General features: G+C 71.2%; 22 protein-coding genes and 3 tRNA genes. 14 read left to right on the plus strand and 11 right to left on the minus strand.

Annotated elements, in window-relative coordinates:
* Positions 1 to 103: 103 nt before the first annotated feature.
* The 4 genes from ACZ6SA_RS26690 (at position 104) to ACZ6SA_RS26705 (ending at position 1,029) form a co-directional block, all read left to right on the plus strand.
* Positions 104 to 778, plus strand: a complete 675-nt coding sequence (locus ACZ6SA_RS26690; protein WP_443154029.1) for an ACT domain-containing protein — start codon at positions 104 to 106, stop codon at positions 776 to 778.
* 15 nt (positions 779 to 793) lie between these two features.
* Positions 794 to 865 (plus strand) — tRNA-Gly (locus ACZ6SA_RS26695).
* 14 nt (positions 866 to 879) lie between these two features.
* A tRNA-Cys gene (locus tag ACZ6SA_RS26700) sits at positions 880 to 953 on the plus strand.
* 1 nt (position 954) lies between these two features.
* A tRNA-Val gene (locus tag ACZ6SA_RS26705) sits at positions 955 to 1,029 on the plus strand.
* 83 nt (positions 1,030 to 1,112) lie between these two features.
* Here the strand turns inward: ACZ6SA_RS26705 and ACZ6SA_RS26710 are convergent.
* From ACZ6SA_RS26710 to ACZ6SA_RS26725, 4 genes are all read right to left on the minus strand, one after another.
* Entirely contained in the window at positions 1,113 to 2,450 is a 1,338-nt protein-coding gene (locus tag ACZ6SA_RS26710) for an APC family permease (RefSeq protein ID WP_443154028.1), read from the minus strand.
* 80 nt (positions 2,451 to 2,530) lie between these two features.
* Positions 2,531 to 3,364, minus strand: coding sequence for a carbohydrate ABC transporter permease (locus ACZ6SA_RS26715; protein ID WP_465831103.1), 834 nt, complete (start codon positions 3,362 to 3,364; stop codon positions 2,531 to 2,533).
* Complete coding sequence (locus ACZ6SA_RS26720) at positions 3,361 to 4,284, minus strand: carbohydrate ABC transporter permease (RefSeq protein WP_347643928.1); 924 nt, start codon at positions 4,282 to 4,284, stop codon at positions 3,361 to 3,363. Before ACZ6SA_RS26720 ends, ACZ6SA_RS26715 begins: the two co-directional genes overlap by 4 nt.
* Before the next feature lie 49 nt (positions 4,285 to 4,333).
* The gene (locus tag ACZ6SA_RS26725; RefSeq protein WP_347643929.1) at positions 4,334 to 5,668 is read right to left on the minus strand and encodes an extracellular solute-binding protein; all 1,335 of its coding nucleotides are present in this window, start codon (positions 5,666 to 5,668) and stop codon (positions 4,334 to 4,336) included.
* A 325-nt stretch (positions 5,669 to 5,993) separates the two neighbouring features.
* On the opposite strand from ACZ6SA_RS26725, the gene arfA reads away from it, so the two are divergent.
* Complete coding sequence (gene arfA / locus ACZ6SA_RS26730) at positions 5,994 to 7,484, plus strand: arabinosylfuranosidase ArfA (protein WP_465831106.1); 1,491 nt, start codon at positions 5,994 to 5,996, stop codon at positions 7,482 to 7,484.
* Here arfA and ACZ6SA_RS26735 read toward each other — a convergent pair.
* Positions 7,471 to 8,469 carry a LacI family DNA-binding transcriptional regulator gene (locus tag ACZ6SA_RS26735; RefSeq protein WP_347644347.1) on the minus strand — a complete coding sequence of 333 codons (999 nt, stop codon included), beginning with the start codon at positions 8,467 to 8,469 and terminating at the stop codon, positions 7,471 to 7,473. The two genes, arfA and ACZ6SA_RS26735, sit on opposite strands and share 14 nt — an antisense overlap.
* Before the next feature lie 143 nt (positions 8,470 to 8,612).
* The gene (locus ACZ6SA_RS26740) at positions 8,613 to 9,305 is read right to left on the minus strand and encodes a DUF6348 family protein (RefSeq protein WP_465831108.1); all 693 of its coding nucleotides are present in this window, start codon (positions 9,303 to 9,305) and stop codon (positions 8,613 to 8,615) included.
* Between the two features lie 255 nt (positions 9,306 to 9,560).
* Here ACZ6SA_RS26740 and ACZ6SA_RS26745 point away from each other — a divergent pair, with 255 nt between their 5' ends.
* The 5 genes from ACZ6SA_RS26745 to ACZ6SA_RS26765 all read left to right on the plus strand — a co-directional run bounded on the left by ACZ6SA_RS26745 (position 9,561) and on the right by ACZ6SA_RS26765 (position 14,325).
* Positions 9,561 to 10,739 carry a glycosyltransferase family 4 protein gene (locus ACZ6SA_RS26745; RefSeq protein WP_465831110.1) on the plus strand — a complete coding sequence of 393 codons (1,179 nt, stop codon included), beginning with the start codon at positions 9,561 to 9,563 and terminating at the stop codon, positions 10,737 to 10,739.
* 120 nt (positions 10,740 to 10,859) lie between these two features.
* Entirely contained in the window at positions 10,860 to 11,744 is an 885-nt protein-coding gene (locus ACZ6SA_RS26750; protein WP_465831112.1) for a D-alanyl-D-alanine carboxypeptidase family protein, read from the plus strand.
* Between the two features lie 52 nt (positions 11,745 to 11,796).
* On the plus strand, positions 11,797 to 12,354 hold the full coding sequence (locus ACZ6SA_RS26755) for a GbsR/MarR family transcriptional regulator (protein ID WP_465831114.1): 558 nt from the start codon (positions 11,797 to 11,799) through the stop codon (positions 12,352 to 12,354).
* On the plus strand, positions 12,351 to 13,259 hold the full coding sequence (locus tag ACZ6SA_RS26760) for an alpha/beta fold hydrolase (RefSeq protein WP_465831116.1): 909 nt from the start codon (positions 12,351 to 12,353) through the stop codon (positions 13,257 to 13,259). Before ACZ6SA_RS26755 ends, ACZ6SA_RS26760 begins: the two co-directional genes overlap by 4 nt.
* A 10-nt stretch (positions 13,260 to 13,269) precedes the next feature.
* Positions 13,270 to 14,325: a WD40/YVTN/BNR-like repeat-containing protein gene (locus tag ACZ6SA_RS26765; RefSeq protein WP_465831118.1), complete on the plus strand. Its 1,056-nt coding sequence runs from the start codon at positions 13,270 to 13,272 to the stop codon at positions 14,323 to 14,325.
* Between the two features lie 23 nt (positions 14,326 to 14,348).
* On the opposite strand, the gene ACZ6SA_RS26770 is transcribed toward ACZ6SA_RS26765, so the two are convergent.
* Complete coding sequence (locus ACZ6SA_RS26770) at positions 14,349 to 14,978, minus strand: alpha-ketoglutarate-dependent dioxygenase AlkB (protein ID WP_347643937.1); 630 nt, start codon at positions 14,976 to 14,978, stop codon at positions 14,349 to 14,351.
* 223 nt (positions 14,979 to 15,201) lie between these two features.
* Here ACZ6SA_RS26770 and ACZ6SA_RS26775 point away from each other — a divergent pair, with 223 nt between their 5' ends.
* Positions 15,202 to 16,479 (plus strand): MFS transporter, encoded by a 1,278-nt coding sequence (locus ACZ6SA_RS26775; protein WP_347643938.1) that lies wholly within the window; start codon positions 15,202 to 15,204, stop codon positions 16,477 to 16,479.
* Positions 16,480 to 16,504: 25 nt separating this feature from the next.
* Here ACZ6SA_RS26775 and ACZ6SA_RS26780 read toward each other — a convergent pair whose 3' ends face one another.
* From ACZ6SA_RS26780 to ACZ6SA_RS26790, 3 genes are all read right to left on the minus strand, one after another.
* Positions 16,505 to 17,050 carry a CGNR zinc finger domain-containing protein gene (locus ACZ6SA_RS26780; RefSeq protein ID WP_347643939.1) on the minus strand — a complete coding sequence of 182 codons (546 nt, stop codon included), beginning with the start codon at positions 17,048 to 17,050 and terminating at the stop codon, positions 16,505 to 16,507.
* 68 nt (positions 17,051 to 17,118) lie between these two features.
* Positions 17,119 to 17,478 carry a DUF2203 domain-containing protein gene (locus ACZ6SA_RS26785; RefSeq protein WP_347643940.1) on the minus strand — a complete coding sequence of 120 codons (360 nt, stop codon included), beginning with the start codon at positions 17,476 to 17,478 and terminating at the stop codon, positions 17,119 to 17,121.
* Positions 17,479 to 17,487: 9 nt separating this feature from the next.
* Entirely contained in the window at positions 17,488 to 18,159 is a 672-nt protein-coding gene (locus ACZ6SA_RS26790) for a GntR family transcriptional regulator (RefSeq protein WP_347643941.1), read from the minus strand.
* A gap of 100 nt (positions 18,160 to 18,259) precedes the next feature.
* Between ACZ6SA_RS26790 and ACZ6SA_RS26795 the strand changes: the two genes are divergently transcribed.
* Positions 18,260 to 19,594, plus strand: coding sequence for an MFS transporter (locus ACZ6SA_RS26795; RefSeq protein WP_465831122.1), 1,335 nt, complete (start codon positions 18,260 to 18,262; stop codon positions 19,592 to 19,594).
* A gap of 67 nt (positions 19,595 to 19,661) precedes the next feature.
* Positions 19,662 to 20,594 carry an SPFH domain-containing protein gene (locus ACZ6SA_RS26800; protein WP_347643943.1) on the plus strand — a complete coding sequence of 311 codons (933 nt, stop codon included), beginning with the start codon at positions 19,662 to 19,664 and terminating at the stop codon, positions 20,592 to 20,594.
* Here the strand turns inward: ACZ6SA_RS26800 and ACZ6SA_RS26805 are convergent.
* On the minus strand, positions 20,591 to 21,886 hold the full coding sequence (locus ACZ6SA_RS26805; protein ID WP_347643944.1) for an MFS transporter: 1,296 nt from the start codon (positions 21,884 to 21,886) through the stop codon (positions 20,591 to 20,593). The two genes, ACZ6SA_RS26800 and ACZ6SA_RS26805, sit on opposite strands and share 4 nt — an antisense overlap.
* A 289-nt stretch (positions 21,887 to 22,175) precedes the next feature.
* On the opposite strand from ACZ6SA_RS26805, the gene ACZ6SA_RS26810 reads away from it, so the two are divergent.
* On the plus strand, positions 22,176 to 22,883 hold the full coding sequence (locus tag ACZ6SA_RS26810) for a sirohydrochlorin chelatase (RefSeq protein ID WP_347643945.1): 708 nt from the start codon (positions 22,176 to 22,178) through the stop codon (positions 22,881 to 22,883).
* Positions 22,884 to 22,900: the final 17 nt, after the last annotated feature.

Genomic DNA, 22,900 nt, shown 5'->3' on the forward strand with positions numbered 1-22,900 from the left:
CGGTGATGATTCCCGTGAGCGAGCGAGGCGGCGCCGAAAGCACGGACTGCCGCACCCCTCACCGATAAACTGTGCACCGGCATCTTCATGCGAGGGGACACGGATGCTTCTTCGAGTGCGCCTGGTGCTGCCCGACCGGCCCGGCTCTCTGGCCCAGGTGACGAGGGTCCTGGGGGCGGCGGGGGCCGACATCACCCAGGTGACCGTGCTCGACCGGGGCGCCGGCCGGGCCGTCGACGACATCACGATCTTCAACCCGGCGGGCACGCCCAGGCAGGCGCTGGTCAAAAGCCTGGAAGGCGTCGAAGGCGTGACGGTCGAGGGTGTCTGGACCACCCGGGAGGCCCCGGGCACCTACCCCGAGTTGGAGATCCTCAAGTTCATCACCACGGCGGGCGACCGGGCGCTGACCACGCTCGTCGACTCGCTCCCCGTGTTGTTCAGCGCCGACTGGGCCGCCACGATGACGGCCGAGCAGCGGGTGGTCTACGCGAGCTGGCGTGCCCCGCAGCAGCCGCCCGCCATCCCGGCCGACGTCCCGGCCCGCCCCGTCGCCCTGACCCTCGACGACGACCTGCACGTCATCCATGCCCCGCTGCCACCTCTGGCGCTGTCTCTGGTGCTGGCCCGCTCCGACGGCCCCTCGTTCCACCGCATCGAGGTGCACCGCCTGACGAGGATCCTGGAGATCTTCCTCAGCCTGCCCGCGACCGAACGCGGCATGGTCCGGCTGCTCCGCGACCAAGGACCGGAAGCATCCGGTCGAAAAACCCGCTAGAGTTAACGGAGCAACGCGGAAGTGGCTCAGTGGTAGAGCATCACCTTGCCAAGGTGAGGGTCGCGGGTTCGAATCCCGTCTTCCGCTCGGAGTTTGGGCTCGGTGGCGTGGCCGAGAGGCGAGGCAGCGGCCTGCAAAGCCGTCCACACGGGTTCAAATCCCGTCGCCACCTCCACGGACGATTAGCTCAGCGGGAGAGCGCTTCCCTGACACGGAAGAGGTCACTGGTTCAATCCCAGTATCGTCCACCAGCTCTGGCGGACCCCCGGCTTCTCGTCGAAGCCGGGGGTCCGTTCTGTGTGCCGCGGTTCTTGACGAGCCGCCGTTCGTGCGCTTACGAGGCCCTCTGGCGGCGCACCACCAGCCAGTTGATCCCCCACAGGACCAGCCCGACGGCCAGGAGCAGGCCCGCCCGGACGTACACCTCGGCGGGCCGGCCGGTCAGCGGGCTCGCCATGATGAAGGCCAGCACGGCGCCGATCACGGGAAAGGCCGTGGGCGTGCGATAGTGCGCGTGCTCCACCCGGTCCTTGCGCAGCACGAGCACGGCCACGTTGACGATCGTGAAGACGCACAGCAGCAGGAACGCCGTCGTGTCGCCGAGCCCCGCGATCTCTCCCGTCGAGATGAGCGCGATGGCCAGCGCGGTGGTGAAGATGATGCCGATCACCGGAGTACGGCGGCGCGGATCGACCCAGCCGAGGCGGCGGGGCACCACGCGTTCGTTGGCCAGGCCGTACACGAGCCGGGAGGCCATCATCATGTTGATCAGAGCCGAGTTGGCGACGGCGAAGATGGCGATCGCGGCGAAGAGTTGCGGCGGGAAGTTGAGCCCGCCGGCCTTCACCACCTCGAGCAGCGGGCCGGACGACTCCTCCAGGACCCCGGGCGCGACGAGCAGCGATGAGGTGAGGGCCACGAGAATGTAGACGACGCTGGTGATCGCCACCCCGAGGAAGATCGCCCGGGGGAAGTTCCGCGAGGGGTCCTGCGTCTCCTCGGCCATGTTCACCGAGTCCTCGAACCCGACGAACGCGAAGAAGGCCAGCGCGGTGCTGCCGAGCAGGGCGTACATCAGGCCGCCCGCCTGCTCGGTGTCGATCTCGACCAGCCTGGAGGGCTCGCCCGCCCCCGTGAACACGGCGTAGACGCCGATCAGGATGATCACCAGCAGGCCGGTGAGCTCGATCAGCGTGAACACGATGTTGGTCTTCACCGACTCGGAGACGCCCCGGTAGTTCAGCGCCGCGACGGCGACGATGAAGACGATGCCGACCACCACGCTCGGCAACGTGAAGAACGCCTCCAGGTAGTCGCCGCCGATCGCGCGGGCGGCGGCGCTGGCCGAGGTGAGACCGGAGCACATCACCGTGAACGCGACCATGAACGTGAAGAAGGGCTTCTTGAAGGCCTTCTGCGTGTAGAGCGCGGCGCCCGCCGCCCTGGGGTATTTCGTGACCAGTTCGACGTAGGACATCGCGGTGAGCAACGCGATGACGAAGCCGAACAGGAAGGGCATCCAGAGGGCGCCACCGACCTGGCCGGCCACCACGCCGGTCAGCGCGTAGACGCCTGTGCCCAGGATGTCGCCGATGATGAAAAGGATGAGAAGCTTGGGGCCGATAGCCCGTTTGAGGGGAATGTGGCCGGCTTCAGGTGCGGCGCCTGTCATGCGAATGTCATTCCCCGGTCACGGTTTCTGACACCGGGCTGGGTCACCCCGCGCGGTCGAGCCGTGACGCCGCCCGCCCGTCACTGGCCCGCCAGGCCGCTGTGGGCGACGCCGCGTACGATCTGCCGCTGGAACAGCACGAACACGACCAGCAGCGGCAGCCCGGCCAGCACCACCGAGGCCATGATCTGCGCGTACCGCAGGCCGAACGTGCCCTGCACGACGTTGGCCAGGCCCACCGGCAGGGTCATGGTGTTCGGGTCGGTGGAGACCAGGAACGGCCAGAGGAAGTTGTTCCACGTGTTGATGAACGTGAAGATCGACACGGCGGCCAGCACGGGCCGCGACAGCGGCAGCACGATCGTGAAGAACACCCGCCATCGCCCCGCCCCGTCCACGAACGCCGCCTGCTCCAGCTCGGGCGGCACGTCCTGGAAGAACTTGAACAGGATGAAGACGATCAGCGGCGCGGCCACCTGCGGCAGGATGATCGCCCACCAGGTGTCGACGAGCCCGAAGGTGACCATCTCGGCGAACAACGGCGCGATGAGCACCTGCGGCGGCACCATGATCCCGGCGAGGATCACCGCCAGCAGCGCCCGCTGCCCCTTGAACCGGGTGCGCGCGAACCCGTAGGCCGCCATGGCCGAGAACAGCACGGTCATGAACGTGACGATGACCGCGGTGACGGTCGAGTTGACGGCCCACTTGAGGATGCCGCCGGTCTCCAGGACCAGCGCGTACGAGTCGAAGGTGATCTCGCTGCCGAACCACTGCAGCGGGGTCACCGTGGTCTCGTCCTCGGGTTTGAGCGAGGTGGCCACCGCCCAGGCGATGGGGGCGAGCCAGATGGCCGCCAGCACGAGCGCGGCCAGCAGGAGGACGGCCTGGCTGAAGCTGAACCGCTTGGTCACGACGCGACCTCCTCGCGCTTGCGGAACAGCCGGAGCTGCGCCAGGGAGACGATGACGATCAGGACGAACAGGATGTAGGAGACGGCCGAGGCATAGCCGATGCGGTAGCCGGTGAAGCCGACGTCGTAGGCGTACTCGATGATCGGCCTGGTGGAGTCGTCGGGACCGCCGCCCGTCATGAGGTAGATCTGGTCGAAGACCTTGAGCGAGGCGACCAGCTGCAGCACCACGATGAGCGCGGTCGTGCGGCCGAGCAGCGGGAGCGTGATGGAGCGCAGCTTGTCCCAGGCCGTGGCGCCGTCGATCGAGGCGGCCTCGTACAGGTGCTGCGGGATGGCCTGCAGGGCGGCCAGGTAGAGCAGGAAGTTGAAGCCGACCGTCCACCAGACCGTGGTCAGCACCACCGACCACATGGCCGTGGACGGGTCGCCGAGCCACAGGACGTCGGTGCCGAGCGTGCCGTTGAGCAGGCCGTAGTCGGGCGGGTAGATCATCTGCAGCCAGAGGATGGACACCACGGCGGACGGCAGCAGGAACGGCCCGAAGAACGACAGCCGCCACAACCACTGCATGAACCGCAGGTGGTGCACCAGCAGCGCGAACACCAGCCCGAGGAACACCAGCGGGATGGTGCTCAGCACGGTGAAGACCAGCGTGTTCCACAACGAGCGCCACATGCGGGGGTCGCCGAACGCCTCGGCGTAGTTGGCGAACCCGACGAGGTGGTCGTTGCCGCCGGCGATGTTGACGCTCGACAGGCTCATCCGGAAGCCGAGCAGGGTAGGCCAGACCAGGAAGACCACGTACACCAGCAGGAACGGCGCCACGAACAGCAACCCGTGCTGGGTCCATCCGCGCCGGACCCTGGCCCTGGCCGCGGGGACGGAGGAGGCCGCGGGTGGTGCGACGGCAGCAGTCATGTGCCCTCCTTGGCCGGGCCCATCGCCTTGATGACCTCGACACGCCTGATCATGAGCGCTCCTCGTCGGGGAAGGGGTCCGGGGCGGACAGCAGCCGGCCGAGCGAGGCCCTGGCCGCGGCCAGGCCCTCCTCCGGCGTGCGCTCCCCGCTGATGACGGGGGAGAACGCCTCCCCGAACTCGATCCACAACCGCGACGCGGAGCCGGCGAACCACACCTGGGGATCGAGCGCCACCTCGGTGACGACCGAGCGGTACTCCGACTGCGGCTCCAGCGCCAGGTACTCGGGCAGTTCCAGGGTCGGCAGGTAGGCGGGCACGTGGCCGGCCACGGCCCAGTCGGCGCTGTTCCTGACGAGGTAGGCGATGAATTCGTAGGTGGCGCGCTCCACCTCGGGGTCGCGGTCGCGCTGGTGCGGCAGGACGAAGGCGTGGCAGTCGGCCTGCGCCGATCCGGTGCCGAAGACGGCGGGGAAGCGCGTCATGCTGAACGGTGTCCCGCGGTCCTTGAGCCCGGTGGTCTCCCAGTCGCCGTTCCACAGGAAGGCGGCCTGGCCGTTGGTGAAGTTGGCCACGGAGGCGCCGTAGTCGGTGCGCCAGTCGCACAACCCTTCCTTGCCGAGCCGCTGCATGAACCGCAGCACCTCGAGCGCCTTGGCGTCGTCGATGGTGATCGTGGCGCCGTCGTCGGACAGCAGGGTGCCGCCGCTCTGCGGGTACAGCGACCACCACACGCGCCACGGGCCGACCGTGCCGAGGCCGAGCGCGTCGAAGGCGAGCGGCGGTTTGCCGCCCATCACCTCTTTGGCCTTGGTCAGCTGGTCCACCAGTTCGTCGACGCCGTTGGTGGGCCGCAGCTTGCCGTCCGGGCCGAGCAGCCCTGCTTTGCCGCAGATGTCGGTGTTGTAGTACTGCACCATCGGGTGGGCGTCGAACGGGATGGCGTACAGCACGCCGTCGATGTGGGCCCGCTCCCAGATGGGCGGGCTGAAATCGGCGCCCCGCAGGCCGACCTCCTCCAGCAGCCGCTCGTTGACGGGGTCGAGGATCTGGCCGGCCCCGATCCCGGCCAGCCGGGCCAGGTGGAAGGTGGCCAGGTCGGGCGATCGCCCGCCGGACCCCGCCATGGCGATCTTCGTGTAGTACGGCTCGCCCCAGGCGAGCACGTTCTCCTCGACGAAGATCTCCGGGGCTTCCTTGGCGAACGCGTTCACCATGCTGTTCATGATGATCCCGTCGCTGGCGCCCATGAAGTGCCAGTACTGGACCCGGGTCCCGGAGGAGCCGAGTCCCACGGGGATGGCGCAGCCGGAGGCGGCGGCGCCGAGAAGGGCAAGGCTGCCGCCGAGGAGGTGCCGGCGGGATATGCCGGAGGGACCTTGCACAGTGGCCTCTTCCTACCGAGCCGATGCTTGGCCGTTGTTCGCTGATGTTCTCGTTGGCGCAAGAGGATTCAGGGCAGCCGCGAACCGGCCTGGCGCACCGCGCGCAGGCGACGGTGGCGATCCGCCGGGTTGCGGAGGTCGCCGCGCGGACCCCGTGTTTCGTTGGGGTTACCCGAGTGTTAGCGGTAACACCTGGCCTGTCAAGGCCCTCGCGGAAAACGCTTGCCCGACACCCGGGGGCGAGCGCGGACCCCTTGACCCCACCGCTGATAACGCTAACAATCTGGAGCGACGTCACGCCCGCGCAACACCAGGAGTCCCCTCCGTGCACCAGGCAGAACTCACGCTCGATCCCGCGTTCAAGGTGGCTCCGGTACGCCGGCGCACCTTCGGCACGTTCGTCGAACACCTCGGGCGATGTGTCTACACCGGCATCCACGAGCCGGACCACCCCTCGGCCGACGGCGACGGCTTCCGCCGCGACGTGCTCGACCTGACCAGGGAGCTGGGCGTGTCCACCGTCCGCTACCCCGGCGGCAACTTCGTCTCCGGCTACCGGTGGGAGGACGGCATCGGCCCGGTCGCCGAGCGGCCGCGCCGGCTCGACCTGGCCTGGCACAGCACCGAGACCAACGAGGTCGGCGTCGACGAGTTCGTCCGCTGGTGCCGCAAGGCCGGCGTCGAGCCCATGATGGCGCTCAACCTCGGCACCCGCGGCATCGCCGAGGCCCTCGACCTGCTCGAATACTGCAACCACCCGTCCGGCACCACGCTGTCGGACCTGCGCGTCGCGGGCGGTTCGAAGGAGCCGCACGGCATCAGGATGTGGTGCCTCGGCAACGAGATGGACGGCCCCTGGCAGACCGGCCACAAGACGGCCCGCGAATACGGCCGGCTGGCCGCCGAAACCGCCCGCGCCATGCGCACGATGGACAAGAACCTGGAGCTGGTGGCCTGCGGCAGCTCGGGCTCCGGCATGCCGACCTTCGGCGCGTGGGAGGCCACGGTGCTGGAGGAGACGTACGACGTGGTCGACTACATCTCCTGCCACGCCTACTACGAGGAGAAGGACGGCGACCTCGGCAGCTTCCTGGCCTGCTCGACCGACATGGAGTACTTCATCTCCTCGGTCGCGGCCACCGCCGACCACGTCGGGGCGCGGCTCAAGTCGCGCAAGCGCATCGACATCTCCTTCGACGAATGGAACGTCTGGTACCTGTCACGCTTCCGGGACGCCGAGCCGCCCACCGACTGGCCGGTCGCGCCGCCGCTGCTGGAGGACCACTACCACCTGGCCGACGCGGTGGCGTTCGGCGGGTTGCTGATCACGCTGCTGCGCAACAGCGACCGGGTGACCGCCGCGTCGCTGGCCCAGCTGGTGAACGTGATCGCGCCGATCATGACGGAGCCCGGCGGGCGGGCCTGGCGGCAGACGACGTTCCATCCGTTCGCGCAGGCGTCCAGGCACGCGGCGGGCGACGTGCTGCGGGTGGAGCCGGTCTCGCCGTCGTACGAGACGAAGGAGTACGGCGAGGTGCCGCTGCTGCACGCGGTCGCCACGCACGCCGAGGAGGGCACGACGCTGTTCGCGGTCAACCGCTCGACCGACGTGCCGCTGTCGCTGACGATCGACACGCGGGCGCTCGGCGGCGCGCGGATCGTCGAGGCCACCACCCTGACGGACGCCGACGTCTACGCCCGCAACACGGCCGACGCCCCCGACCGGATCGTGCCCAGGCCGAACCCCGACGTCGAGCACGACCCGGCACGCGTCCTGCTGCCGCCGGTGTCGTGGAACGTGATCAGGCTGGCCTGAGGCTCACCCCCGGGGCGGCGCCGGTGCTCTCCCTGATGACGAGCTCCGGCTCGACCAGGCGCCGCCCGTCGGGGTCTGCGCCCGCCATCCGGTCGAGCAGCATGTGGAAGGCGAGCCGGCCGACCTCGCCGAAGTCCTGCCGCACGGTGGTCAGCGGCGGCCAGTAGTAGGCGGACTCGGGGATGTCGTCGAAGCCGGCCACGCTGACGTCCTCGGGCACGCGCCGCCCGGCCTCGCGCAGCGCCCTCAGCACGCCGAGCGCCATCTGGTCGTTGGCCGCGAACACGGCGGTGAGCTCGGGCTCCCGCGCCAGGCCGCGGCCGAGCCGGTAGCCGGAGCGCGAGCTCCAGTCGCCGCGCAGCACGTCGGGCACCGGCCGGCCGGCCTCCTCCAGCACGCCGCGCCAGCCCTCGATGCGGCCGTCGGCGTCGAGCCAGTCGGCCGGCCCCGCCACGTGCCACACCGTGCGGTGGCCGAGGCTGAGCAGGTGCCTGGTCACGCGCACGGCTCCGGCCCGCTGGTCGACCTTGGCCACGGGCACGGGGAGGTCGTCGCCGGCGTCGACCGCCACCGCCGGCATCTCGGGCGGCAGGTGGCGCAGCCCCTCTGTGGCCGACTCGTGCGGCGCGACGATGATCACGCCGTCGACGGCCTGGGCGCGCAGCCGCTGCACGCCCTCCTCCATCGACCTGCGGTTGAGCGAGCTGAGGCTGGCGATGCTGACGTTGTAGCCGGCGTTTCTCGCGGCCTGCTCGATGCAGTAGAGGGTGGTGGCGGGGCCGTAGAGGGTGGTGTCGATGCTGACCACGCCGAGCACGCCGGAGCGGCCGGTGACCAGCTGGCGGGCCGCCTGGTTGGGCCGGTAGTCGAGCTCCCTGACCGCGGCCAGCACCCGGGCCCGGGTCTCGGCGCGCACCCGGTCGGGATCGTTGAGCACGCGCGAGACGGTCATGGCCGAGACACCGGCCAGCACCGCCACGTCCATGAGCACCGCCGGCCTGCCGTTCCTGGGTTTCACCGCAGCACACCCCCTGCCGGTAACGCTAACAGGCGGAGGGGGCGGGCGCGCGGGCCTGGCCATGGGGGGGCGATGGCCGGCGCCCACGTCGGCCATCGGCGGCTGAGGGGTCAGCCGGCCTCGTCGTGCACCAGCAGGACGAAGGTGCGGGCGTACGAGATGCCCTGCTCGGGCCGCGGCCAGTCCAGCTCGGCCAGGGCCCGCGAGCCCGCCTCGTGGTAGGCGCCGTTGACCCGGATCTCGGCCGTCTCGGCGCCCTCGCCCCCGCCGAAGAACGCCTTGACGCCGATCAGGCGCTCGCGCTCGAACGTGCCCTTCAGCGCGGGAGCCAGGTGCGGCAGGACCACGTGCTGGACGGCCCACCGCTGGACGGCCTCATGGTCGTCGCCGGTGCCCCAGCCGGTGATGCCGCCGTGGATGGCGTGCCAGCCGGAGAAGCCGTCGGGGTCGTCGGGGCCGAAGTGGGCGGCGTGCGAGCCGTCCTGGACGAGGAGCTCGATCAGGGCGCTGCCGGTCGTGCCGAGCCACACCTGGACGGCCCGGTCGAGGGCCTCCTCGGTGGTGCCGCCGTACCCGGCCACGCAGTCGCTGATCGTGGTGTCCTCGGGGCGGTCGACGTTGAGCACGAAGTCGAGGTCGAGGTGGCCGGGGTCGCCGGAGTGGTCGCCGCCCAGCACGACGGCGAGCGTGCCCGGCCCCTTGGCCATGCCGTCCTGGACCTGCCACGGCCTGCCCATGGCCGCGCCGAGGCGATCGGCGATCATGCCCAGGATCACGTCGTCCGCCGGTCGTCCCTCGTCCATGCTCATCCCTCTCGACCTCGCCGCGCACCGCTCCTGACCACCCTAGCGAGTCTTGATCATCATGCGCGGGCACGGACGCCCGCCCTGCGTGCCGCCGTTGCCAGGGAACTGCCAGGTACGGTCGTTACCCTGCATCGGCATGAACCGGCAGCGAACACCGAGCACGACGCTGGCCAGGTCCGGTCCCGTCCCCTGCCGCGCGCCCGCCGCCCGCGTGCCGCCCGCCCCGGAGGCACGGGCCCGGGAGCACGCGCCATGAAGATCCGCTACTTCATGCTGCACGCCTACGGCGCCGGCGGCACCATCCGCGCGGTCGTCAACCAGGCGAACGCGATGGCCGCCGCGGGCCACGACGTCGAACTGGTCAGCCTCGTGCGGCGCCGCGAGAGGCCCCGCTTCGGGCTGGACCCGCGCATCCCGATCGTGACGCTCGTGGACCAGCGCGGCGGCCGGCGTCCCGACTCGCTCGGGCGCAGGGCGTGGCGCCGGGTGCGGGGGAAGGTCGTGCCGCGCGGGGAGTTCGCCAGCGCCTACTTCACCGAACGGGTGGAGCGCGCCGCGATGGACTATGTGGCCGCGCTCCGCGACGGCGTCCTCGTGACCGCGCGGCCCGCGCTCAACCTGATCGCGGCCCGCCGCGCGCCCAAGGGTGTCGTCACGGTCGCGCAGGAGCACATGAACCTGCCGGCCTACCCCGACTCCATCCGCAGGCAGATCGCCCGTCACTACGGCCGCCTCGACGCGATCACCGTTCTGACCCGCACGAACCGGCATGCATACGAGCGCCTGCTCCCGGGGGCCCCGATCGTGCAGATCCCGAACGCGGCCCACCGGGCGGAGCAGGAGCCGTCCCAGCAGGTGAACCCCGTGGTGGTCGCGGCCGGGCGGCTGACCGCGCAGAAGGGGTTCGACCTGCTCATCGAGGCCTTCGCGAAGGTCGTGGCCCACCACCCGGAATGGCGGCTGCGCGTCTTCGGCACGGGCGCCAGGAAGGCGGAGCTCGACGGGCTCGTGCAGCGCCTGGACCTGGGCGGCCACGTGACGCTGCCCGGGCGTACCGGCCGGCTGGACCGGGAGCTGACGAACGCCTCCGTGTACGCGCTGAGCTCCCGGTTCGAGGGCTTCCCCATGGTGATGATCGAGGCCATGGCGCACGCGCTGCCCGTGATCGCGTTCGACTGCCCGACCGGCCCGGGGGACGTGCTTGCCGACGGGGTGGACGGCGTGCTCGTGCCGCCGCGTGACGTGAACGCGCTGGCCGACGCCCTGATGCGGGTCATCTCCGACCGGGATCTGCGGGTGCGCATGGGCCAGGCCGCGGCCGAGACGGCACGGGCCTACGCGCCGGAGCAGGTGATGCCGCTCTGGGAGGATCTGTTCGCGGAACTGGCACATGGCGAACGCGTGACCGGCACCTTCTGGCACGACCGGTGAGCGTATTCGCAAAAGATTTACCTCACGAAAGGCCCGGAAATATCGGGCTTTCTGACATCCGGTCATGAATTTTTGTTGTTTTCGTCAACAGCACCCCAAAATGCGCGGCACCCTGTCGTCATGCGTATCAGGAGAGCCCCACTTGTCGCCTTGGCAGGCGCCGCCGCCCTGGTCACCGGGGTAGCCGCGCCCGCCGCCGCCCAGGCGCCGGCCGCCGCGCCCGTCATGACCGCCGCGGAAAGGGACACCCCGGCGGTCTACGGCCGGGCGGCCCATCTGATCGACGCCGAGTCCGGCGACGTGCTTTTCAGCAAGGACGCCGGCGAGCGCATGCCGGTCGCCAGCCTGACCAAAACCATGACCGCATATATCGTATTGAAGTCGGCCAAACCCACCGACGTGGTCCGGATCAAGGCCGAAGACGTCGCGTACGCGGAGGACGGCGGCGGCACCACCGCCGGCCTGCGCCCCGGCGACCGGCTCACCGTCGGCGAGCTGATGTACGCCCTCATGCTCCCCTCCGGCGCCGACGCCGCCCACGCGCTGGCCCGCACGTACGGCCCCGGCGTCAAGGGCTTCGTCGCCAGGATGAACGCGACCGCCCGCGAGCTGGGCATGTCCGACACCGAGTACGTCAACGCCGACGGCCTGCCCACCCCGCGCGGCGACGGCTACTCCACGGCCGAGGACCAGGCCCTGCTGGCGGTCAAGGCGCTCCAGGTGCCACTGATCGAGGAGGTCGCAGGCACGCGGCGGCACACGCTCGCCGCCACCGACGACCACCGCGCCTACAGCTGGCGCAACACCAACAGGCTGCTCGGGACGCCGGGCGCGATCGGATTGAAGACCGGGTTCACCCGGGCGGCGGGCTACTGCCTCGCCTTCGCGGGCGAGTCGGAGGGGCGGCGGCTGGTCGGCGTGCTGCTCGACGAGTCCGTCTCCAGCCGGCGGTTCGGCACCGCCGAGGCCCTCCTGGCCTGGGGCGGGTCGCGCGTCTCCGCCTGAGCCGCATTCTCGTCATTGCAGTCATTACTGCAATGACAGTAATATCCGAAATATGCGTACCCCCTCGGAAGCCGAGCTCGAGTTCGTCGACGACGTCGCGGTGTTCTTCGCGCGGGAGGGCCTGCCACTGATCGCCGGCCGGGTGATCGGATGGCTGCTCATCAGCGACCCGGAAGAGCAGAGAGCGGCGGAGCTGGCCGATGTGCTCCGGGTCAGCCGCAGCTCCATCAGCAGCGCGACCCGCCTGCTCACCCCCAGCGGGCTCGTCGAGGGGGTCCGCCGCAGGGGCGAGCGGCAGGAGTATTTCCGCATCGCCGCCGACGGGTGGAGCCGCATGGTCGCCGGGCGTTACGCCAAGACGGCGGCGTTCAGGGAACTCACCGAGGACGGCCTGCGGGTGCTGGCCGGCAGCGCGCCCGAGCGGCGCGAGCGCCTTGTCGGCGTCCACCAGCTCTACCAGTTCCTGGAGCAGGAACTGCCGGCCCTGTGGGACCGGTGGGAGGCGTACCGCGCCGCCGCCGAGAACCCCGGCGGAACGCACGCGTCCGCCCCGGGCCCGACCGGGACGGACGCGTCCGGGGCAGGCGAGGCGGGAAAGGGCGCGGAGTGACGGCGGGGGCGCCCGCGGAGCCGTCCGGGTTGCGCAGCACCTATCTCACCTGCCCTGAGGGCCGGCTGCACGTCTACAGCGCCGGCGATCGGGGCTCCCCCGTGCTGCTGCTGAGCGGGGCGGGCATCGACAACGCGCTGCTCAGCTGGCGGCACCTCATCCCGGCCCTGAGCGCCCGGCACCGCGTTCTCGCCCTCGACTGGCCGAAGCAGGGCAGGAGCCGCCCCTGGGACGGACCGGCCACCCACGAGCGCCTGCTGGCCGCCGTCACCCAGGTGCTCGACCATTTCGAACTGACCTCCGCGGCCCTGGTCGGCCTCTCCCAGGGCGGCGCGCTCACCCTCGCGTACGCCATCGAGCACCCCTCCCGCGTCGACCGGATCGTGGCGCTCGCCCCGGCCGGGATCCTGTCGTTCCCGCCCGTCGTGCACCAGGCGCTCTGGCTCGTCGCCAAGCTGCCGCTGCTGAGCAAGACGTTGCCGAGCGCCATGTTCAGGAGCCGGGAGAGCGTCGCCGGCTTCGCCAGGCGGGCGCTCTTCGCCGGGCCCGTCGACGACTTCGACGACGTCGTGGACGAGATCATGGCGGAGGTGCGGGTCGCGGGAGCGGGTTCCTCCGACTGGCAGAACGCCTCCATCGGGCCCCTGCGGATGCGCGTCGACCTCAGGCCGCGCCTCGGGGAGATCGCCTGCCCTGCCCTGCTCATCCAGGGAGACAGGGACGCGGGGGTGAACGCCACGCGTACCGAAGCCGCCGCCGCGCTCATCCCCGGCGGCCGGTACGCGCTGCTCGAAGGCGTCGGCCACTGGTCCAGCCGCCAGGCCCCTGAGCGGGTCAACCCGCTGATCGGCGAGTTCCTCGGCGAGGGGCGGGGAACGATGGACGGTAGTGACCCTCTGGGCTAGTTTGCCCGACATGAAGCTTCGCATCGCGTTGAGCGTGCTGTCAGCGTCCGTCGTGCTCGCCGCTCCGCTCCCCGCCCACGCCGGAACGCCCGAGCTGGGCTGGGAGCTCAAGGAGACCGCGGTGACGGCGCGCCTGCGCGGCCTGTCGCCGGTCAGCCGGCACGTGGTGTGGGCCTCCGGCTCGCAGGGCACCGTGCTGAGGACCGTGGACGGCGGGCGACGCTGGCAGAACGTCTCCCCGCCCGGCACGGCCGCGCTCGAATTCCGCGACATCGAGGCGTTCGACGCCCACAGGGCCGTCGCGCTGTCCATCGGCGAGGGCACGGACTCGCGCGTCTACCGCACCGACGACGGCGGGCGCACGTGGACGGAGACGTTCAGGAACGACGAGCCGAAGGCGTTCTACGACTGCCTGGCCTTCTTCGACCGGCGGCACGGGCTGGCCATGAGCGACCCCGTGGACGGCCGGTTCCGCATCCTGGCGACCGGCGACGGCGGGCGGAGCTGGCAGGTGCTGCCCGCGGACGGCATGCCGCAGGCGCTGCCGGGCGAGGCCGGGTTCGCGGCGAGCGGGCAGTGCCTGGTGACGGCGGGCGGCCGGGACGTCTGGCTGGCCGGCGGCGGGGCGGAGCAGTCGCGGGTGTTCCACTCGGATGATCGCGGGCGTACGTGGACCGTCGCCGACACCCCGATCCCGGCGGGTGACCCGGCGCGCGGCGTCTTCGGGCTGGCGTTCCGCGACCGGCACCGGGGCATCGCCGTCGGCGGCGACTACCGTCCCGAACAGCGGTCGCCGAGCGCCGGGGCGGTCAGCGAGGACGGCGGGACGACCTGGCGGGCCGCCGCCACCCCGCCGCCCGCGTACCGGTCGGGTGTCACCTGGCTGCCCTTCCCGCCCTTCGCCGCCGTCGCCGTCGGCCCCTCCGGGAGCGACGTGACGTACTCGGGCGGCCGGAGCTGGAAGACGTTCGACGACGGCTCGTTCGACACGGTGTCGTGCACGCGGGACCTGTCGTGCTGGGCGGCTGGCGAGCAGGGCCGGGTCGCACGCCTGACCCTGCGCTGACCGGCCGCAACCCACCCGTGGGGTCAGCGCACGCCGCGCGGGCGGAACTGGACGCTGATGCGCGGCCCCGCCGGGCGGCTGGTCTTCGGGATCGCGTGCTCCCAGGTGCGCTGGCAGCTCCCGCCCATCACGATCAGATCGCCGTGGCCGAGGTCGTGGCGGATCGAGGAACCGCCGCCGCGCGGCCGCAGCAGCAGCGAGCGGGGGTCGCCGACCGAGAGGATCGCCACCATGGTGTCCTCGGTGCTGCCCCTGCCGATCGTGTCGCCGTGCCAGGCCACGCTGTCACGGCCGTCGCGGTAGAAGCAGAGCCCGGCCGTACGGAACGGCTCGCCCAGCTCCTCGCCGTAGTGGGCGTTGAGCACCCGCCTGGCCTCGTCGAGCGCCGGGTCGGGCAGGGTCTCGTGCTCGTCGTAGAACTTCAGCAGCCGGGGCACGTCGACGACCCGGTCGTACATGTGCCGCCGCTCCGCGTGCCACGGAACCGTCTCGGCCAGCCGTTCGTAGAGCTCGTCGGCTCCGGCCAGCCAGCCGGGGCGCAGGTCGATCCAGGCGCCGTGGGCGAGGTGGGTCCTGCGCACCGTGTCGCCGAGCGGGCCGACCGCGAGCTCCTCGTCGAGGCCGAGCAGAGATGCTTGGAACGCGGCTGTCATGAGGACGAGTGTACGTCATCGTTCAAACACACATTCGATCACGCGGCGGCGCCGGGCGGCGCGGGATGGCCGCCGATGACGCGCCCGGCCTGCGCGGCACGCAGTCCGTACAGGCCGGGCCGTCCGCGAGCGCGAAGCGGCTCCCAGCAGACCGGAACGTTCCTGGCCGGCTCCCGGCGACCCCGCGCTCGCTACGGGCATCATCCCATGTAACGTCTCCACTATGTTATCCCGTTACATGGGCGGGGCCGTCGCCGCCCGCACCGGAGATGAGATGTCCGGGCCCGCGCTGCTCGTCACCGGACTCGCCGTCACCGGATCTCCCCTGCTGGCGTCGTGGTTGCTGGCCGGGCTCACCGTCTCGGCCGCCGTGGGCGGGCCGCTGCTCGGAGTGCTGCTCGACCGGGCGCGGCGGCCCGGCAGGCTGCTCGCCTGCTGCCTGTCGGGATACGCGGCCGGCCTCCTGCTGGTCCTCTCGGGACTGGGCCGGGTGCCGGAGGCCGCGCTCATCGGGGTGGCCGTCGCGACCGGCCTGCTGGGTCCCGCGCTCGCGGGCGGCTGGACCGCGCAGTTGCCGCTGGCGGCCGGGCCCGAACGGCTGGGCCGTGCCACCGCGCTCGACGCCATGACCTACAACGTGGCAGGACTCGCCGGTCCCGCCGTGGTGGGCGTGCTCGCGGCCGTGGGCGGCGCCACCATGGCGGTGCCCGCCTGCGTCGCGCTCCTGATCGTCGCCCTGCCCGTCGCCTGGACCCTGCCCCCACGTCCGGACACGTCCTTCGCGGGGCGCTCCGCCGGGACCGCCGGCTGTGGGCGCGAGGAGGTCGGGCGCCAGAGGGGTGGGCGGTCCGTACGGGCGGAGCTGATCGCCGGGTTCGCCGCCATCACCAGGAATCCGCGGCTGCGCGGGGCGACGGCCGGATCCATGATCTCGTGCGCCGGTCTGGCCATGCTGGTCGTGGCGGTGCCCGTGCTGGGTGTCCGCCTCACCGGAGAGAGCGGCCACGGCGCGCTGCTGCTGTCCGTCACCGCCGCGTGCGGGCTGGCGATGAACGCGCTCCTGGCCACCCGCGCTCCGGCAGGCGCGGGGAACGGCGCACGGACCGCCCGCGACCCGGCAGGCGCGGGAGGCGAAGCGCGGGCCGCCCGCGACCCGGTGCGGTGGTGGGATGGTGTGCTGGTCTGGGGGACAGCGGTGCTGGGGGCGGGCATGGTGCTGGCGGCCGCGGCGCAGTCGTTCTGGATCGCCGTGGTCGCCGCCGCCCTCGCGGGAGCGGGTGAGGGGCCGCAGCTCACCGCGCTGTTCTCCGTACGCCACCGCGAGGCGCCCGCCCGCCTGCGGAGCCAGGTGTTCACCACGGCCGCCAGCCTGAAGATCACCTCGTACGCGCTCGGTTCCGCGATGGCGGGCCCGCTGGCGTCGTACTCGCCGGGCGCGGCCCTGCTGGCCGGAGCGGCGCTGCAGGCGGTGGCCGTGGTGGTGCTCATCCCCCGGCGGTGACCGGGCGAGCGCCGGGGGAAGGGGGTCAGCCGGGGGCGCGGGTGCCGGAGCGGGAGCGGTGGGCGGCGACGCGTTCGCGGGTGGCGCAGCGGGCGCTGCAGTAGCGTCGCGGGCTGCCGCCTCCGAGGTCGAGGAAAGGCCGCCCGCAGCTCCGTGCGGCGCACAGCCCGCCGGGAACCCTCTGGTGGTCGGCGAGCAGCACCGCCAGCGCCATCGCCGAGGACGCCAGGAACCACTCACCCCACGGCGCGTCGTCACCGCTGTCGACGTGCAGGTGCCAGGTCGTCGAACCCCCGTGGCTGGTGAGCCTGGGGGTCTGTGCTCCGCCGGCGAGCAGCCGGTTGAGCAGGGCCGCCGCCTCGCCGGCGGTCTGCGCGGCCAGCACCTCGCGCAGCCGCGCCGCCGCCTCCCGCATCGCCGTCAGGTCGTTCGCGCTGAGATCGAGGTCTCCGGTCTCCCCGTGGTCGCGCAGGACCCGCGACACCGACTCGATCGACGGCTGCTCGTGCAGCAGCTCCACGCACAGGTCGACGGCTCGCGCGGCCATCGCCTTGGTCGAGTGAACCTCCACCCCAGCAGCGTATGCCCGCCGTGGCCGGTATCGCCCGGGTGCGGCAGGCCGGGTGCGCGGACCGCTGATCAGAGCGGGCGGCGGCCGGCGAAGCCCAGCTCGGTGCGGTGATACCAGGCGAGCTCGCGTTCGCCCTCGATCCAGCAGAGCCGTACGGACACGCCGTCGAGCTCGGAGGGGAAGTCGACGAGCACGGGCGCGATGCCCTTGACCTCGATCCCCTGCTCGCTCCATCCGCTCAGGATCTCCTCGACGCGGGCCTGCAGCCCCTTCAGCTCAGGCAGGCCGCCGAGCTCGGAGCGCCCTTTCGTACGCCGGTCGAAATCGATCTCGGCCAGGTCGGCGCGGGCGGAGATCACGACGCGGGCGTCCTCGATCACGGCGGGGATCAGCGCACGGGCCTCGTCGAGGGTGAAGATCCGGTCCATGCGCCCACGCTAGCGGCTCGGTTCGAAGGCGTGGATGAGCAGCCGCTCGGCGTGGTCGAGGTAGTCGTCGAGGTAGGCCGCGGCCACGTCGGGCCCGCCCGACGCGATGAGCTCGAGCAGCGTGCGGTTGCGGTCGACGAACGGCTCGTGGAAGGCCCGCGGGTTCTCCATCACGTGGAAGACGAGGCGCAGCTCGGCCAGCAACTGGCGCATGGCCTCGTCGATCCTCGGGCTGCCGATGAGCGAGACGAGGGCCTGGTGGAAGCGGATGTTGGCGGTGCCGACGGCCTGCCAGTCGTCCTTCGCGGCGGCCCGCTCGGCGTCACGGACGGCCTCGCCGATCGTCGCGAGCTCCGCCTCGCCGGGAGTACGCCGCACCGCGGCGCCTTCGAGCACGCGGCGCACGCGGTAGAGGTCGGAGACGTCGGCGGCGGACGGCAGGCGGACGAACACGCCGCGGTTGAGCCGGTGGTCGAGCAGCCGCTCGTGGCCGAGCAGCCGGAACGCCTCGCGCAGCGTGTTGCGCGAGACGCCGAGCGCCTCGGAGATGGACTCCTCCGAGAGCCGCTGCCCCGGAGGGAAGAAGCCTTCGCTGATGCGGTCGCGCAGGATGTCGGCCACCCGTTCCGCCGTGCTGCTGCGTCCCAGGCGGGGCCGGTCCTGGGAGAGATCGGCAACCACGTTATCCACAATCGACAGGGAATCATGGAGCAAACCTCTTGTCGAATTGTTCAACGATCCTTACGTTGAAACTATCCCCCATCAACTCTAGGAGCATTCGATGTCAGGCTCCACGCAACAGACCCGGCGGGTGATCCTCGCCAGCCTGATCGGCACGTCGCTGGAGTGGTACGACTTCTTCCTCTACACCACCGCGGCGACCCTCGTCTTCCCCCAGCTGTTCTTCCCCGACCTCGACCCCTTCAACGCCATCCTGGCCTCGCTGACCACCAACGCCGTGGCGTTCGTGGCCCGCCCGCTGGGCGGCATCGTGTTCGGCCACTTCGGCGACCGCGCGGGCCGCAAGACCGTCCTCGTGGTCACGCTGCTGGTGATGGGCGTCTCGACGTTCCTCATCGGCGTGCTGCCCGGCTACGCGAGCGTCGGCGTGATCGCGCCGATCCTGCTGGCGCTGCTCCGGTTCGTGCAGGGCCTGGGGCTCGGCGGCGAGTGGGGCGGCGCGGTCATCATGTCGCTCGAGCACGGCGACGGCCGGCGGCGCGGCTTCAACGCCAGCTGGCCGCAGGTGGGCGTGCCCGCGGGCTACGTGCTGGCGACGGGCCTGCTCACGGTCATGTCCTTCACGATGTCCGACGCGGCGTTCCTGTCGTGGGGCTGGCGGGTGCCGTTCCTGCTGTCCGGCGCGCTGGTCTTCGTGGGGTTGTGGGTGCGGCTCAAGATCTCGGAGTCGCCGTTGTTCGCCGAGGTCGAGCAGCACGGCGCCAAGGCGAAGATGCCGCTGCTCGAGGTGCTGCGCACCCACCCGCGCGCCCTGCTGTCGGCCTTCACCGCGCGGATCGGGGTCGATGTCGCCTTCTACACCTTCACGGCGTACATCATCGTCTACATCACCGGTGAGCTGGACCTGCCGCGCTCGTACGCGCTGAACGCGGTGCTGATCGCGTCGGCGCTGCAGCTCGGCCTGATCCCCGTGGCCGGCGCGCTGTCCGACCGGTACGGCCGGCGGCCCGTCTACCTGGCGGGCGTGGTCGCCGCCGCGGTGTGGGTGTTCGCGTTCTTCCCGCTGCTCGACACCAGGTCCTTCCCCCTGATCGCGCTGGCCGCCATCGTGGCGCTGGTCACCCACGCCGCGATGTACGGCCCGCAGGCCGCGTTCATCGCCGAGCTGTTCAGCACGCGCCTGCGCTACAGCGGCGCGTCCATGGGCTACCAGGTGGCCGGCATCGTCGGCGGCTCGCTGGCCCCGGTCATCGCTCTCCAGCTCTTCCACACGTTCCAGACGACGCTGGCGGTGTCGGTCTACGTGGTCGCCGCCCTGGCGGTGACGGCCGTGGGCCTGGCCATCGCCCCCGAGACGCGCGACCTCGACCTCGCCGACGACCCCGACGTACCCGCCAGGCCCTCGCTGCCGGGCCAGGTGGGCCCGTTCGCCTGAGATCCGCAGGAATGCCGCGAAAGCCGCGGGCGGCGGCTGCCAACGCCGCCCGCGCGAGAGGATCCGGATGAGAATCGCCCTGGCCGTCGTTGCCGCGATCATCGTGATCCCCCTGCTCGTCGGGGGCGTGGGCGGCATGGAGAGCACGAGCGGCGGCGAGGTGGCCGTGGTGCGCGACGGCGGCCCGCTCGACGACAACAAGGTGCGCGAGGTGATCAACCCCGGCTCCGGGGTGACCTGGACCGGCATGTGGTCGTCGGTGCACCGCTATCCGGCGCAGCAGCGTTTCTACACGATCACCGCGGACACCAGGCGGGCGACCGCCCTCGGGGTGGACGTGGTGACGGTCCCGAGCAGCGACGGCGTGAACCTCGGCATCGAGGGCACCCTCTACTTCACGCTCAACCTCGACCACGGGACGCTGAAGAAGTTCGACGACAAGTACGGGACGCGCACCTTCCGCGCCCAGGACGACAGCTCCCTCTACCCGTGGGACGGCGACCAGGGCTGGGCGGCCTTCTTCGGCCAGGCCGTCCGGCCGGTGATCGACAACGCGCTGCGCGGGCAGATCGGCGCGATGCGCTGCGCCGAACTGGTGCCCTCCTGCTCGCTGCTGGAGAGCTCCGGCCTCAAGCCGCAGGACAGCAACGCCACCATCGCCAAGGTGCAGGACGCGGTCAACGCCTCGCTGGCCCGCGACCTGCCCGCCACGCTGGGCGGCGACTTCCTGACCGGGCTCCGCTTCACGCTGGTCAAGGTGACGCTGCCCGCAGAGGTGCAGAAGGCCGTGGACCGCTCGCTGGCCGCCGCCGCGGCCGTCTCCGAGGCCCAGGCGAAGGTCGCCCAGGCCGAGGCGGAGGCGGAGGCGAACAGGGCCAGGCAGGACGGCTACGACAAGTGCCCGTCCTGCGCGGAGATCGAGAAGCTCAAGTCACTGCCGCAGGGCATCACCGTGTACGCCCCAGGCAACCCGCAGTCGGTCGTCGTGCCCGCACGCTAGGCCGCGGTCTCGGGGGCCGCGGTCCGCTCCGGCCGCCAGCGGCCCTTGAAGGCCGCCATGGAGACCAGGAACACGACCTGGCCGGCGAGCGCCACGGTCAGCCACGTCTGCCAGCCGCCGGCCTCGACGACGATCGGGGAGACGACCAGCAGGACCACGATCATGACGCGGACGACCATGCCCCAGATGCCCAGCGCCGAGCCCTGCAGCCGGGACTCGACGTCCTCGGCGTTCTCGGAGAAGCTGGCCATCCACGGCACGTACGCGATGCCCATGAACAGCAGGATCAGCGCGTACACGATGGTCACGTGGGCGGTGGGGACGCCGGGACCGATCAGGGCGATGAAGTACGCCATCGCACCGGTCGTCAGCACCGTCCCCACGGCGATGAATGGCTTGCGCAGCCGCAGCCGGTCGGACATGCGGCCGACGACGACCACGGTCAGGGCGTTGACCACGATGCTCAGCGCGACGACCCGGTTGGCCACGGCCGGGTCCATGCCGAACGCGCCCGACAGGATCGTCTGGCCGAAGATGGCGAACGTCCAGTAGAGCACCTGCCAGCCGGTGTTGCCGAGCACGTGCGCCCACAGGTGCGGGTGCCTGAACAGCTCCCTGACCTTACCGTGAGTGACGATCTCCCCCACCCGTACGGCCTGCTCGTCCTCCAGCACCTGCGCCCGCAGCGCGGCCGACGGCTCGGCGATCTTCCAGGCGATGATCGCGCACATGGTCAGTGACACGACGCCCATGATGATCGCCTGCGACTGCCACGCGTTGCCGAACAGCGGCAGCGTGAAGCCCGCGATGAGCGCGGCCAGGAACGAGGCCCCGACCGGCCCCCACGTCCAGAACGCGAACGCCTGCGCCCGCCCCATCCGCGGCGAGAAGTCCCGCACCAGCGACGCGGTGATCGTGATGCCGGCGCCCTCGATGAACAGCATGAGGCACCGGATCCAGAACAGCCCGGCCACGGTGTCGACGGTGGCGAGCAGGAAGTTGCAGGCGGCCGTGACGGTCAGCGTCGGCACGAGGATCTTGACCCGGCCCCACCGGTCGGACAGGATGCCGCCGAAACCGGCCGAGATACCGCCCACCAGCACGGACAGTGCGGCGATCTGGCCGTAGACGGTGAGCGACATGCCCAGGTCGTCCATGAGCAGGGGCAGGATGGTGGCGATCGTGGTCTCGAAATTGACCACGAGACTGGCCAGCACGGCTATCGCGAGCAGGAAGATCCTGCGACGGCCGACGGGATAAACGCTCAGTTCGCGGACATAGAACGGCTTCATTCCCATACTCCGGGGACGGACCTGAGACTGTCGCTCTAGAACGCGTTTCTAGTGGCTCAAGAGTTTCCGTTTCGCACCGGCTAGTCAATCTTTCCGGCCATCACAAACCCATCTCGATCACTCACAGCGAGCGGAGCGGTCCATCTCGTTGCCAGGCATGGCAGGTTGTGACGGAATCGCCATCGATTCACGGAACAGGCGGCCCTGAATAGGCATAAACTGCGCGCCTGTGAGCCTGCCTGTACGCGAACGTGCCCCCCGGCCGGGAGGCGGTCGCCATCGCCGTCCCGTGCCCACGTCCTTGCCGTCGGACGCCCCCCTGCTCGTGCTCGCCACCCCGGGCGACACCGCCGGAGTGGCCGAGGAGATCGCGGCGGTCGTACGCGTCGACCACCCGCAGATCGAGGTGCGGCTGAAGAGCGTCACCGACCTTGCCGACTCGCTGCCCTCCGGCCGTGACGCCGTCGTCGTGCCGCTGCTCACCTGGGAAGACCCCGTCGTCATGGCGGAGATCGGCAAGGCCGTCGCGGCCAGCGGCTCGGGAGCCGTCGTGACCGAGGCGCTCGGGCCGCACCCGCTGCTGGCCGAGGCGCTGCACATCCGCCTCGCCGAGCGCGGCCTGGCCAGGGTCGACCGCGTACGCCTGCTGAACGTCTCCAGCCCCACCGACGCCGTCATCCTCGGCACGGCGGGCGGCCAGCGGGCCGTGCAGGCCGTGCAGGCCACCGCGGTGCTCCTGGCCTCCAGGCTCACGCTGCCCGTCCTCGCCGCCTCGATGGACAGCGAGCCCGGCGTCGTCCTCGCGGCCCGGCAACTGCGCAAGGCCGGCGCTGAGCGCCTCGCCATCGCGCCCTGCATCATCGGGCATGAGGCCCCGCAGGGCATCGTCGAGCAGGCGGCCGCGGCGACCAACGCCGGGCACGCGGAGCCGCTCGGCTCCCACAGCGCCATCGCCGAACTTGTCGCGCGAGCTTACGGAAGTCAACTCGCCACTTGACATCCACTTGTAGAGAT

The sequence above is a fragment of the Nonomuraea sp. NPDC049378 genome, assembly GCF_055586745.1.